General features: G+C 70.8%; 11 protein-coding genes. 8 read left to right on the top strand and 3 right to left on the bottom strand.

Translation table 11 applies throughout. The features are described 5' to 3' along the window. The first annotated feature begins 104 nt into the window (after nucleotides 1-104). The 7 genes from AB0M02_RS02485 to AB0M02_RS02455 all read left to right on the top strand — a co-directional run bounded on the left by AB0M02_RS02485 (nucleotide 105) and on the right by AB0M02_RS02455 (nucleotide 9,265). The gene (locus AB0M02_RS02485; protein WP_364222490.1) at nucleotides 105-1,847 is read left to right on the top strand and encodes a prolyl oligopeptidase family serine peptidase; all 1,743 of its coding nucleotides are present in this window, start codon (nucleotides 105-107) and stop codon (nucleotides 1,845-1,847) included. A gap of 36 nt (nucleotides 1,848-1,883) precedes the next feature. Further along, nucleotides 1,884-2,411: a Uma2 family endonuclease gene (locus tag AB0M02_RS02480; protein WP_364220229.1), complete on the top strand. Its 528-nt coding sequence runs from the start codon at nucleotides 1,884-1,886 to the stop codon at nucleotides 2,409-2,411. Nucleotides 2,412-2,442: 31 nt separating this feature from the next. After that, a complete protein-coding gene (locus tag AB0M02_RS02475) occupies nucleotides 2,443-3,879 on the top strand; it encodes a TldD/PmbA family protein (RefSeq protein WP_364220226.1) in 1,437 nt (478 codons plus the stop codon). Nucleotides 3,880-3,913: 34 nt separating this feature from the next. Further along, nucleotides 3,914-5,374 (top strand): metallopeptidase TldD-related protein, encoded by a 1,461-nt coding sequence (locus AB0M02_RS02470; RefSeq protein WP_364220223.1) that lies wholly within the window; start codon nucleotides 3,914-3,916, stop codon nucleotides 5,372-5,374. Between the two features lie 204 nt (nucleotides 5,375-5,578). After that, on the top strand, nucleotides 5,579-6,367 hold the full coding sequence (locus AB0M02_RS02465) for a hypothetical protein (protein ID WP_364220220.1): 789 nt from the start codon (nucleotides 5,579-5,581) through the stop codon (nucleotides 6,365-6,367). A gap of 10 nt (nucleotides 6,368-6,377) precedes the next feature. Next, complete coding sequence (locus tag AB0M02_RS02460; protein WP_364220217.1) at nucleotides 6,378-8,273, top strand: fumarate reductase/succinate dehydrogenase flavoprotein subunit; 1,896 nt, start codon at nucleotides 6,378-6,380, stop codon at nucleotides 8,271-8,273. Continuing rightward, the gene (locus AB0M02_RS02455; RefSeq protein ID WP_364220215.1) at nucleotides 8,273-9,265 is read left to right on the top strand and encodes a succinate dehydrogenase/fumarate reductase iron-sulfur subunit; all 993 of its coding nucleotides are present in this window, start codon (nucleotides 8,273-8,275) and stop codon (nucleotides 9,263-9,265) included. Before AB0M02_RS02460 ends, AB0M02_RS02455 begins: the two co-directional genes overlap by 1 nt. A 51-nt stretch (nucleotides 9,266-9,316) precedes the next feature. Here AB0M02_RS02455 and AB0M02_RS02450 read toward each other — a convergent pair whose 3' ends face one another. Further along, on the bottom strand, nucleotides 9,317-9,820 hold the full coding sequence (locus AB0M02_RS02450; RefSeq protein WP_364220212.1) for an N-acetyltransferase family protein: 504 nt from the start codon (nucleotides 9,818-9,820) through the stop codon (nucleotides 9,317-9,319). Nucleotides 9,821-9,859: 39 nt separating this feature from the next. Here AB0M02_RS02450 and AB0M02_RS02445 point away from each other — a divergent pair, with 39 nt between their 5' ends. After that, on the top strand, nucleotides 9,860-10,411 hold the full coding sequence (locus AB0M02_RS02445; protein ID WP_364220209.1) for a helix-turn-helix domain-containing protein: 552 nt from the start codon (nucleotides 9,860-9,862) through the stop codon (nucleotides 10,409-10,411). Here AB0M02_RS02445 and AB0M02_RS02440 read toward each other — a convergent pair. Further along, entirely contained in the window at nucleotides 10,375-11,289 is a 915-nt protein-coding gene (locus tag AB0M02_RS02440) for a MerR family transcriptional regulator (RefSeq protein ID WP_364220206.1), read from the bottom strand. The genes AB0M02_RS02445 and AB0M02_RS02440 overlap by 37 nt on opposite strands. Then, complete coding sequence (locus AB0M02_RS02435; RefSeq protein ID WP_364220203.1) at nucleotides 11,276-12,058, bottom strand: methyltransferase domain-containing protein; 783 nt, start codon at nucleotides 12,056-12,058, stop codon at nucleotides 11,276-11,278. Before AB0M02_RS02435 ends, AB0M02_RS02440 begins: the two co-directional genes overlap by 14 nt. Nucleotides 12,059-12,074 lie beyond the last annotated feature (16 nt).

Here is a 12,074-nt window from a genome sequence, read left to right as displayed (position 1 = left end):
CTGTACGCGCGACCACCGAGCAGTTCGCTCGACGAGCCCGCGGTTTGCCCCGCGCGGGGACGTCTTGATCAGCGATGCTGTGGGGCGTGGAGTACCCGTACGACGTGACGATCGGCAGCGACGGCACACGGATCCTGTTCCGGCGCTCCGGCGAGCTGTGGCGGCTCGACCTCGGGACCGGCTCGGAGCACCTGGTCGGTTCGGGGCCGGTCGACTCGTACGCCACCGACCGCGAGGGGCGCACGGTGGCGTTCACCCGCGCCGGTGAGCTGTTCCGGGCCGACCTGGCCGACGGCACGGTCACCGCGGTGCCGACCGCCGGGCCGGTGCACGATCCCCGCCCCGACCCGGCGGGCGTCAACATCGGATACGTCACCGATCCGGGCGGTCCGGCGTCGCTGCGGGTGGTCGGGCCGGACGGCGACCGTCTGCTCGCCGGTGAACCGGGCAACGCGTGGCGCGAGCACGGCGGCACCATCTCCTGGGGTGTGGCCGGTGCCGGTGCCGCCGAGTTCGGCCGGACCCGCGGCTGGTGGTGGGCGCCGGACGGGAGCCAGGTGCTCGCGGTGCGTACCGCCAAGGCGTCCAGCCTGCACCTGCTCGACCTGGACGACGGGTGGGTCGACGTGCACTGGGACCGGGAGACTTATCCGTACCTGGCCCAGGTGCACTGGCGCGGCGGCAGCCCACTGATCACCGTCCTGCGCCGGATGCAGCAGCACGGCCTCGTGCTGTCGGTGGATCCGCGTACCGGGGAGACCCAGGTGCACGCGGAACTCGCCGACGCGCGCTGGGTGGAACCCGTGCCGGGCACGCCGCGTCACCTGCCGGACGGCCGGGTGCTGGTCGGCGGCGAACTCGCGCACGACGGCTTCGACGCGCGCTGCCTGTTCGCCGACGGCAGCCTGCTCACCCCGCCCAGCCTCTACGTGCGCCGGGTGGCCGGCATGCTGCCCCGCGAGGGCGGCCCGGCCGGGTCACCGGACCTGATCGTCGAGGGCAGCCTGGGCGATCCGGCGGTGAACGAGGTGTTCCGGGTGCGCACCTCGCTGGGCGGCGGCGGCCCCGAGGTGAGCCGGCTACCGGTGGAGTGCGGCCCGGAGGGTGTGACGGTCGGCGCTGACCTGCTGGTCTCCGGGATCCAGGTGTGGCGCGGGGAGACCCCGGTGGCGACGTTGCGGACGTGCGCGCCCGAGCCGCCGTACCGCCCGGAGCCGGTCCTCGAGCGCGTCACCGATCGCCGCCTGCCCGCCGGCGTGCTCTATCCCGCCGGCCACATCGCGGGGACCAGGCTTCCGGTGCTGGTCACCCTCGGCGACGGGCCGGGACACCAGCAGGTCTGGGCGCGGGCTTCGGCGTGGCGCGAACGGCAGTGGTGGGCCGACGCCGGCTTCGCCGTCGTCAGTACAGATTCCAGGGGTACGCCTGGCGTCGCACCGAGCTTCGAGAAGGTCGTGCACCGGCGCCTGGCCGACCTCGTGCTCGCCGACCAGGCCGACGCCCTGACCGCGCTCGTCGGCAAACACCCCGACCTGGACCTGACCCGGGTGGCGGCCCGCGGACACGGCCTGGGCGGCTGGCTCGCCGCCCTCGCCGTCCTGCGCATGCCCGAGGTCTTCCACCGAGCCGTAGCCCACGACCCGGTCCTGAACTGGACCGACCTGCCCGCCCCGATAGCCGAGCGCTACCTGGGCGACCGCGCCGACGCGGACGTCTACGCCCACCACAGCCTCATCGAGGCCGGCACCTCCCCCAACGTCCTCCTGGTCGGCGCCTCCCTGCCCGGCTTCCCCTCGACCCCGTCCGCGTCCCCCGAGGAGGAGCTGTCCTTCATTCGACTGAACTAGTCGCTGGAAAGGTTGCTGGGCGACTAGTATGCCATCGTGATTGACCAGAGGCTCTTCACAGAATCGGGCTTCCTGTCCCTCGGCGAGACGTCGGAGCGCATCGAACTCTTCGACGGAAGTCTTCACATCACGCCGCGCGGCACACCACGGCATCAACACGTCTCCGCCAGTTTGAGAGCGGCCCTGCCCCCCGCGGGTCTGCACATTCTCGGAGCGGTGAACGTGCGGTGCGGCACGGATCGCATCACCATCCCCGATCTCGTGATCGCCGCGGACATCGACCTGGATGAGTTCGTGGTCGACGCGTCGGCGGTGCGGCTGGTGTGCGAGATTCTGTCGCCGTCCAACAGCACGACCGACCAGGTGCTGAAGAAGCACTACTACGCAGCCGCCGGTATCCCGTGGTATCTGCTGGTGGATCCGAAGTCCGGGACGATGCAGCTGTTCCAGTTGGACGGCGAAAGTTACCGCGAGCACTCGACCGCAGCGCCCGGGGTGCCGTTGCGGCTGACTGAGCCTGTGGACGTCTCCATCGATCCGGCGGATCTGTTGCCGCCGTCCTGAAACTGTCGCACCCGGCGCTTAGGGTCGGGACATGGGGCATTTCGACGAGGCGGAGGCGGCGGTGCGGGCCGCGCTGGACGCGGGGGCGCGTTATGCGGATGCGCGTGTCATGGTGCGGCGGACCGAGGCGATGTCGGCGCGGGACGGTGCGATCGAGGATCTGAGCTCGGACGAGAGCGCGGGCCTGGGCGTGCGGGCTCTGGTCGGGTCGAGTTGGGGCTTCTATGCCGTACCCGATGTGGCTGAGACATCCGCACGTGCGGCCGGGCACCGGGCCGCTCAGATCGCCGCCGCCAGTGCTCTTGTGCCGGGACGGCCGATCGACCTGGTCCCTGCCACGGCCGTGACCGCGAGCTGGGCCGGCGACTGCGTGATCGACCCGCTGTCCGTCCCCCTCTCGGACAAGGGTGACCTGCTGGTCCGCGCGACCGCCGCCGCACGGGAGGCCGGCGCCGACCAGGCCGAGGCCAACTACGCGATCTGGGACACCCGCAAGTGGTTCGTCTCCAGCGAGGGGCACCGGATCGAGCAGCACATCCGCGAGTGCGGAGCGGGGGTCACCGCGATCGCGTTCGGCGACGGGGAGATCCAGCGGCGGTCCTGGCCGTCGCACCGGGGGCAGTTCGGCACGCGCGGCTGGGAGCTCGTCGAGGAGCTGGACCTGGTGGGCAACGCGCCGCGGATGGCCGAGGAGGCCCGTGCCCTGCTGACCGCGCCGCTCTGCCCGGCCGGCGAGACCGACCTCGTGCTCGGCGGTGAGCAGCTGGCCCTGCAGATCCACGAGTCGGTCGGGCACGCCATCGAGCTGGACCGGATCCTCGGCTGGGAGGCCGCGTTCGCCGGCACCAGCTGGCTCGACCTGAGCCGGCTGGGTTCGCTGCGCTACGGCTCCGAGCTGATGAACGTCACGATCGACCCCGGCTTTCCGGGCGGGCTGGGCAGCTTCGGCTTCGACGACGAGGGCAGCCCCGCGGTGAAACGGCACGCGGTCCGCGACGGCATCTGGGTCGGCGTGCTGGCCGGGCGCGACTCGGCGGCGCTGGCCGGCCTGGACTACGGCGGCAGCGTCCGCTCCGACGGCTGGTCGCGGCTCCCGATGGTCCGGATGACGAATGTCGGGCTCGAGCCGGGACCGCATACTCTCGACGAGATCATCGCGGCCACCGACGACGGCGTGTTCATGGACGTCAACCGGTCCTGGTCGATCGACGACCGCCGGCTGAACTTCCAGTTCGGCTGCGAGATCGGCTACGAGATCAAGAACGGGAAGCTGGGCCGGATGCTGCGCAACCCGACCTACACCGGGATCGGGCCGCGGTTCTGGCAGTCGATGGACATGCTCTCCAACGAGATCATCGCCTGGGGCACGCCGAATTGCGGCAAGGGCCAACCGGGCCAGATCGGGCACACCGGGCATCCAGCCGCACCGGCCCGGTTCAAGGGCGTGCGAGTGGGAGTGCGCGGATGAGCGGGCGGACCGAGAGCGAGCCGGGAGTGCGCGGATGAGCGGCGGGTCGAGTGGGCGGGCCGGTGCCGAGCTGGACATCGCGGCGAAGGTTGTGGAGCTGGTTCGGGAGCTGGCCGGGCGGACCGCCCAGGCCGAGGTCGTGGTGCGGCACGACGCCGAGGCTCTGACCCGGTTCGCGACCTCGATGATCCATCAGAACGTGGCGTCGGCGTCCACCGGTGTGCGGCTGCGGCTGCACCTGGACGGGCGGACCGTGGGTGGCTCCACCACGGTGACCGGGCCCGACGGGCTGCGCGCCCTGGTCGCGCGGACCGTCGCGGCGGCCCGGGTCAGCCCGGCCGACCCCGGCTGGCCGGGTGTGACGCCGCCGGCCGCGCTGCACGTCTCGGCCGGTCATCCCGGTTCCGGCGAGCACTCCGGGCTGGCGTTCGGCTTCGACGAGGCGACCTCGCGGGCGGACCCGGCCGAGCGCGCCGAGCGGGTCCGCGCGTTCGTCGAGGCCGCCGGCGGGCTGGAGACAGCGGGATACTGCCGGACCGCCCACGTCTCCGCCGCCTTCGCCAACACCGCAGGTCAGGCCGTCGAGGGCCGGGCCGCCGAGGCTGCCATGGACGGCATCGCACGTTCTGACGGCGCTGACGGGGTGGCCCGGCTGGCCGCGGCCCGGCTCTCCGACATCGACGGCGCGGTCCTCGGCGCGCGGGCGGCGGCCAAGGCGAGGGCGTCGCGGGAGCCGGTCGAGCTGACCCCGGGCAGATACGAGGTGGTCCTCGAGCCGGACGCCGTCAAGGACCTGATGGAGAACCTCGCGACTTTCGGCTTCAACGGCAAGTCGTGGGCGCAGCGGCAGTCCTTCGCCGAGATCGGTGTCGAGCAGTTCGACCCGTCGGTGACCATCGTGGACGACCCGCTGGGCAGCCGCGGCGAGCCGGCGCCGGGGCTGCCGTTCGACGACGAGGGCACGCCGCGGCGGTCGCTGGTGCTGGTCCGCGAGGGTGTGACCAGCGCGGTCACCCACGACCGGACGTCGGCCGCGCAGGCCGGGACCGAGTCGACCGGGCACGCGTCGGCGTTCTCCCGCTCATGGGGCCCGCAGGCCGGCAACCTGCGCCTGGAGTCGGCCGAGTTGCCGGCCGCGCGACCGAGCGGCGACGCCGGCGGGTCGGTCGCCGAGTCGGCGCGGCCGCTGGTGGCCCGGATGCGGCGGGGCCTGCTCGTCACCGACCTCTGGTACACCCGGGTGCTCGACCCGAAGAGCCTGGTGGTGACCGGCCTGACCCGCAACGGGGTGTGGCTGGTCGAGGACGGCGAGGTGGTCTCGGCGGTCGGCAACCTGCGTTTCACCCAGTCCTATCCGCAGGCGCTGGGCCCCGGCCAGGTGCTCGGGATCGGCTCCGAGTGCGTGCTCCTGCCCGAGTCCTGGGGCCGCTCGCGCTATGCCGCACCGGCACTGCATCTGGCCTCGTGGAACGTCACGGGTAATGCTTCCGGCTGATGCCGGCTAGCGCATCGGTGGAGATCAACATTGACCGGGATGGCGATTTTGTGACGCGCTAGGCAGCCCCGTGGGCAATCTGTCGGACATTCGGCGTAACGTGTGCCCCACATCACTGTCGCCGCGCGACCGCTGACGTGGGGCATCTCTGTGCCCTGCGACGGGTCGACGGTGCACCTGAGACGGCACTCTCCGGGAGATGCAATGACGACGGCAACGAGGCCGGGCGGCGGCCAGGCACGCGCGGCGATCGCGGCAAAAACGCTGCGCACCGACCGCTATTGGCTGGCACCCCTGGTCACCTTTCTCGGTCTGACGGCCTGGGTGACCTACGCCACCGTCCGGGTCTTCATGCACAAGTGGTTCTTCGTGGAGGAATACCACTATTTGACGCCGTTCTACTCGCCCTGCATCACGGACGCGTGCGGCCCTGCGGCGGAGTTCGGCACCCCGTTACCCAGTTTCTGGCTGATCCCGGAGGCGGCGTTCACCCTGCCGTTCCTCCTGCTCTTCCGGCTGACCTGCTACTACTACCGGAAGGCGTACTACCGGTCGTTCTGGCTGTCGCCGCCGGCCTGCGCGGTGCCGGACGGCCACAAGAAGTACAGCGGCGAGACCCGCTTCCCGCTGATCTTCCAGAACGCCCATCGGTACGCGTTCTACGCAGCCGTGATCATCTCGGTGATCAACACCTGGGACGCGGTCCGGGCGCAGACGACCGGCCTCGGGCTCGGCAACGTGATCCTCTGGGTGAACGTGATCATGCTGTGGGCGTACACGTTGTCCTGCCACTCCTGCCGGCACATCGCGGGCGGGCGGCTCAAGCACTTCTCCAAGCACCCGGTGCGTTACCGCTTCTGGACATTCGTGTCCAAGCTGAACACGCGGCACATGCAGCTGGCCTGGATCACGCTCGGCACGCTGGCCCTGACCGACTTCTACATCATGGGTCTGGCCGCCGACTGGTTCTCCGACCTGCGCATCATCAACTGAGGGGCCAGCGATGAGCACAACGATCGAACGACACCAGTACGACGTCGTCGTGATCGGGGCCGGCGGCGCCGGCCTGCGCGCGGCGATCGAGGCCCGGATGGCCGGCAAGCGCACCGCGATCATCTCGAAGTCGCTGTTCGGCAAGGCGCACACGGTGATGGCCGAGGGTGGCGCGGCCGCCGCCATGGGCAACGTGAACAGCAAAGACAACTGGATGGTGCACTTCCGGGACACCATGCGGGGCGGCAAGTTCCTGAACAACTTCCGGATGGCCGAGCTGCACGCCAAGGAGGCGCCGGAGCGGATCTGGGAGCTGGAGACGTACGGTGCGCTCTTCGACCGGACCAAGGACGGCAAGATCTCGCAGCGCAACTTCGGTGGCCATGAGTACCCGAGGCTCGCGCACGTCGGTGACCGCACCGGCCTGGAGCTGATCCGCACCCTCCAGCAGAAGATCGTCTCGCTGCAGCAGGAGGATCTGAAGGAGTTCGGCAGCTACGACTCCCGGATCCGGGTGTTCCAGGAGACCACGATCACCGAGCTGATGCTCGACGGCGACCGGGTGGCCGGCGCGTTCGGCTACTACCGCGAGTCCGGCGAGTTCCTGCTGTTCGAGGCGCCCGCCGTGGTCCTGGCCACCGGCGGCGTCGGCCGCAGCTACAAGGTCACCTCGAACTCGTGGGAGTACACCGGTGACGGCCACGCGCTGGCGCTGCGCGCCGGGGCGACGCTGATCAACATGGAGTTCCTGCAGTTCCACCCGACCGGCATGGTCTGGCCGCCCAGCGTCAAGGGCATCCTCGTCACCGAGTCGGTCCGCGGCGACGGCGGCGTGCTGCGCAACTCCGACCAGAAGCGGTTCATGTTCGACTACGTCCCCGACGTCTTCCGCAAGCAGTACGCGGAGACCGAGGAGGAGGCCGACCGCTGGTACACGGACCCCGACAACAACCGGCGCCCGCCCGAGCTGCTGCCCCGTGACGAGGTCGCCCGGGCCATCAACAGCGAGGTCAAGGCGGGCCGCGGCAGCCCGGCCGGAGGCGTCTACCTGGACGTGTCGACGCGGATGCCGGCCGAGACGATCATCCGGCGGCTGCCGTCGATGCACCACCAGTTCAAGGAGCTGGCCGACGTCGACATCACCAAGGAGGCGATGGAGGTCGGGCCGACCTGTCACTACGTGATGGGTGGCGTCGAGGTGGAGCCGGACACCGGTGCGGCGCTCGGCACGGTGCAGGGTCTGTTCGCCGCGGGCGAGGTGTCCGGCGGCATGCACGGTTCCAACCGGCTGGGCGGCAACTCGCTCTCCGACCTGCTGGTGTTCGGCAAGCGGGCGGGCGAGCACGCGGCGGCGTACGTGGAGACGCTCGCCAAGCGGCCGAAGGTGGCGAAGGTGGACGTCGCCGCGGCGGCCGAGGTGGCTCTCGCTCCGCTGGTGCGCTCGGACGGGGAGAACCCGTACACATTGCAGCAAGATCTTCAGGCGGTGATGGGTGACCTGGTCGGCATCATCCGCCGCGAGGGTGAGCTGAGCGACGCTCTCAAGCGCCTGCAGGAGCTGCGGGCGCGGGTGGCAAACGTGGCCTCCGAGGGTGGCCGTCGCTACAACCCCGGCTGGCACCTCGCCCTCGACCTGCGCAACATGCTGGTCGTCTCGGAGTGCACGGCCAAGGCGGCGCTGGAGCGCGAGGAGTCGCGCGGCGGGCACACCCGCGAGGACTTCCCGAAGATGAGCCCGCAGTGGCGCAAGCTCAACCTGGTCTGCTCCCTCGACGAGAGCGGCGACGTGCACCTGGAGCGCAAGCCGGTGCCGCGGATGCGCGACGAGCTGATCAACCTGTTCGACCGCACCGAGCTGTCGAAGTACCTGACCGACGAGGAACTCGCCGAGCTGGAGGCGGAGTGATGGGCACCAAACGGCGATTCCGGGTCTGGCGGGGCGACGCGGCCGGTGGCGACCTGCGCGAATTCGAGGTCGAGGTGAACGAGGGCGAGGTCGTCCTCGACATCATCCACCGGCTCCAGGCCACCCAGGCACCCGATCTGGCCTGCCGGTGGAACTGCAAGGCCGGCAAGTGCGGCTCCTGCTCCATGGAGATCAACGGCAAGCCGCGGCTCGGCTGCATGACGCGGATGTCGACGTTCACCGAGGACGAGACCGTCACGATCACGCCGCTGCGGACGTTCCCGGTGATCCGGGACCTGGTCACCGACGTCTCCTTCAACTACGAGAAGGCGCGGGAGACCCCGGCGTTCGCGCCGCCGCCCGGCCTCGCTCCGGGTGAATACCGGATGCAGCAGGTCGACGTGGAACGCAGCCAGGAGTTCCGCAAGTGCATCGAGTGCTTCCTCTGCCAGAACACCTGCCACGTGGTCCGCGACCACGAGGAGAACAAGGCCGAGTTCTCCGGCCCGCGGTATTTCATCAGGGCCGCCGAGCTGGACATGCACCCGCTCGACGACCGGACGGACCGCAAGGAGTACGCGCAGGCCGAGCAGGGCATGGGCTACTGCAACATCACCAAGTGCTGCACCGAGGTCTGCCCCGAGCACATCAAGATCACTGACAACGCGATCATCCCGATGAAGGAGCGCGTGGTCGACCGCCGCTACGACCCGATCGTCTGGCTCGGCCGCAAGATCTTCCGCCGCGACGAGCTCGACAGCGGCCGGCCGGGTTCCCGCCACACTCCCGGCAGCCCGAACGTGAACCCGGACCTGCCCAGCTCACGCCTGCCGGAGAACGCTCCGGTCGGCCCGGACGGCCACCTGGACATCGCCGAACTCGTGGCACCCACCCAGGGCGGCCTCTCCCCGTTCGGCGAGGACATCACGTTCCCGCTGGCGCCCGAGCAGGTCACCTACCACCACCCGAAACCGGGCAAGGACGACGACTGACCTCAGCCCCACGACGCCGGGCGGCATTCCTTCGCGGAGTGCCGCCCGGCGTCATGTCGGGTCGGTTCGCGGGGCCAGGTTCAGCTGCGTGATCGCCACGTCGTGCCAGGCGCCGTTCTTGAAGCCGATCCGGGGATGTGTGCCGATCAGCTGGAAGCCGAAGGCGGCGTGCAGTGCCATGCTCGGCTCGTTGGGCTGAGTGGTCTTCGCCACGGCGACCTGGAAACCGCGCGAGGTGAGGCGGGGCAGCAACTCACCGTAGAGCGCGCGACCGGCCCCGGTTCGGCGCCGCTCACGATCGACGTAGACGCTCACCTCGCAGGACCAGCGGTAGGCGGCCCGGGTCGCGAACGGGCCGGCATACGCATAGCCGATGACGTCGTCGGCCAGGCAAGCGACCAGCCAGGCGTGTGCTGCGGCGATGCGCTCGGCCATTTCGGCCGGGGTGGGCGGCGAGGTCTCGAAGGTGATCGCGGTGTCCAGGACGTATGGCCGATAGATGGCGGCACAGGCGGCGGCATCGGCCGGCGTGGCGTCCCTGATCGTCAACGACATGGCGAAATAGTAGCCGCGACTGACACTATAGTGACAGGCATGTTGGACAGGCTGGCCGCGACGCTGCACGCCGCGCGTACCGATAAAGAGCTGAGCGTGAATGCCCTGGCCGACCGCTCCGGGGTTTCGCGCGCGATGATCGGCAAGATCGAGCGGGGCGAGGCGCAGCCGACCGCCGCGCTGCTCGGGCGCCTGGCCGCCGCGCTGGGGATGACCCTCTCCGAGCTGTTCGCGCGCACCGAGGGTGAGTCGCCGCGCCTGGCCCGCCTCGCCGACCAGACGGTCTGGGTGGATCCGGAGACCGGGTATCGGCGGCGGTCGGTCTCGCCGGCGGGCGGAGCGGTGCAGCTCGTGGAGGTGGAGCTGCCGGCGGGTGCGCGGGTTGCCTATCCCGCTGACTCCTATGCGGTGGCGCACCACCAGATCTACGTGCTCGACGGGCGGCTGCGCTTCCAGGAGGGCGACGTGCGGCACGACCTCGAGCGGGGCGACTGCCTGGAGCTCGGGGCGCCGGTCCCGTGCGCCTATGAGAACGTGACCGACCGGCCGTGTCGCTATCTGGTCGTTCTCAGCCCGCGCCGGTCGCGCTGAGAAAGCCAGCGCATGACCTCCTGCGCGTGCATCGCCGGTTTCGCGATCGGATGGAAGACGTGCTCCACCCGGCCGTCGCTGATGACCAGCGTGAGGCGCCGATAGAGGACCATGTCGCCGGCGCCGAAGGTGGGCAGGCCGAGTGCGGCGGCCAGGGCCATCCGGGGATCCGGGATCAAGGGGTACGGAAGACGCAGGCGATGCACGAGCTCGCGCTGATAACCGGACGACTGAGCGGAGAGCCCGAAAACCCGTTCGGCGCCCGCCGTCAGCAGCTCGGCGTGGTGGTCACGGAACCAGGAAGCCTGCTCGGTGGAGCCCCGCGCGCCGGGGATGTTGAGCAGGCTGTCCGGCAGGTCGACGCCGGGACGGCCGGTGAGCGGGTACACGAAGACGACGCTGCGCCCGGGGCCGAGCGCGCCGAGGTCCACCCGTCGGCCGTCGGTAGCGAAGAAGTCGAGCGGCGGGACGCGTACGCCGACCAGCTCCCCCGGATCAGCGCTGGCCCGACCGGCGACCGGCGGCCGCACCCGCCCGGCCGCCGACGCGAGCCGCTCGTTCAGTCCGTCGCGCTGCGCGGTGAGCTTGCCGATCCGCTCCTGGAGGGCGTCGATCGCACTGCGGTACGTGGCGACCGCCGCCCCGCAGACGTCCGCGTCCTTCCCCTCGGCGAGGCTCTCCACGAACGGCCGGGTCTCCTCGACGCTCAGCCCGAGCGCGGTCAGCTCCCGGATCTGCTGGACCAGGCGCACCGCCACCGGCTCGTACTCCCGGTAACCGTTGCCCAGCCGCCTCGGCACCACCAGCCCCGCCGCCTCGTAATACCGCAGCGCCCGCACCGTCGTCCCGGTACGCCGCGCCAACTCACCCACCCGCATGCCGCGACCCTAAGCCCACCAACAACCGCAGCGATCCCAGGAACCAGGGCTGCTCGCGCAGGTGGCCGTGACGGCGCTCCCACTCGCCGGAGGCCAGGTCGGCCGAGAGAGACGAGATCGCCCTCTCGGTGGCCGCCGCCGAGACGAAGCCCCAGGCCGATTGCGCCGCACGAACCCGAGGGTCGAGAAAGGCCTCGGGACGGGCGTAGTACGCCTCGGTGAACCCGTCCACGCAGTCGATCGGGATCGGCACCTCGATCACCTCCGTGGCCGGGCCGATCGCCTCCGCGATGCGAGCGATCGCGGGATAGCGGCGCCGCTCCGCGTCGATGAGCTCGGGGGCGTACTCGGCGAGCCACAGCCGGTCCAACTCGTCGCCGTCGAAGGTGAGCACCACGACCGGGCCGCAGGACACGCGGCGCAGCTCGGCGAGGCCGCGCCCGACGTCCCGCCACTGATGCACGGTGACCGTGGCCATCACCGCGTCGAACGACTCGTCGTCGAAGGGCAGGTCCTCGGCCGCCGCGGCCACCGCCGGTGCCGCGGCAGCCGGGCGCTGGGCCCGCATGGCGGCGGAGGGTTCGACGGCCAGGACGTAGCGATCGGCGGGCTCGTAAGAACCGGCGCCCGCCCCGACGTTGAGGACCGTGCGGGCGTCGCCGAGCGCGGCGTGGACCAGGCCGGCGATGCGCGGGTCGGGGCGGCGCTGGAGCGCGTAGCCCCGGCCGTGGGTGTCGTAGTCGAAGTCACCAGCGAGCGCGGTCGTCATGACGGCGACGCTAAAG

The sequence above is a fragment of the Actinoplanes sp. NPDC051861 genome (genome assembly GCF_040681145.1).
Taxonomy (GTDB): domain Bacteria; phylum Actinomycetota; class Actinomycetes; order Mycobacteriales; family Micromonosporaceae; genus Actinoplanes.
The sequence above is the reverse complement of the archived record's forward strand: the minus strand, read 5'-3'. Positions and strand labels throughout refer to the sequence as shown.

Coding starts and splice junctions, on each gene's coding strand:
- AB0M02_RS02475 (WP_364220226.1), top strand. CDS start 2,443: ATGGGGCATTTCGACGAGGCGGAGGCGGCGGTGCGGGCCGCGCTGGAC.
- AB0M02_RS02470 (WP_364220223.1), top strand. CDS start 3,914: ATGAGCGGCGGGTCGAGTGGGCGGGCCGGTGCCGAGCTGGACATCGCG.
- AB0M02_RS02465 (WP_364220220.1), top strand. CDS start 5,579: ATGACGACGGCAACGAGGCCGGGCGGCGGCCAGGCACGCGCGGCGATC.
- AB0M02_RS02460 (WP_364220217.1), top strand. CDS start 6,378: ATGAGCACAACGATCGAACGACACCAGTACGACGTCGTCGTGATCGGG.
- AB0M02_RS02455 (WP_364220215.1), top strand. CDS start 8,273: ATGGGCACCAAACGGCGATTCCGGGTCTGGCGGGGCGACGCGGCCGGT.
- AB0M02_RS02450 (WP_364220212.1), bottom strand. CDS start 9,820: ATGTCGTTGACGATCAGGGACGCCACGCCGGCCGATGCCGCCGCCTGT.
- AB0M02_RS02445 (WP_364220209.1), top strand. CDS start 9,860: ATGTTGGACAGGCTGGCCGCGACGCTGCACGCCGCGCGTACCGATAAA.
- AB0M02_RS02440 (WP_364220206.1), bottom strand. CDS start 11,289: ATGCGGGTGGGTGAGTTGGCGCGGCGTACCGGGACGACGGTGCGGGCG.
- AB0M02_RS02435 (WP_364220203.1), bottom strand. CDS start 12,058: ATGACGACCGCGCTCGCTGGTGACTTCGACTACGACACCCACGGCCGG.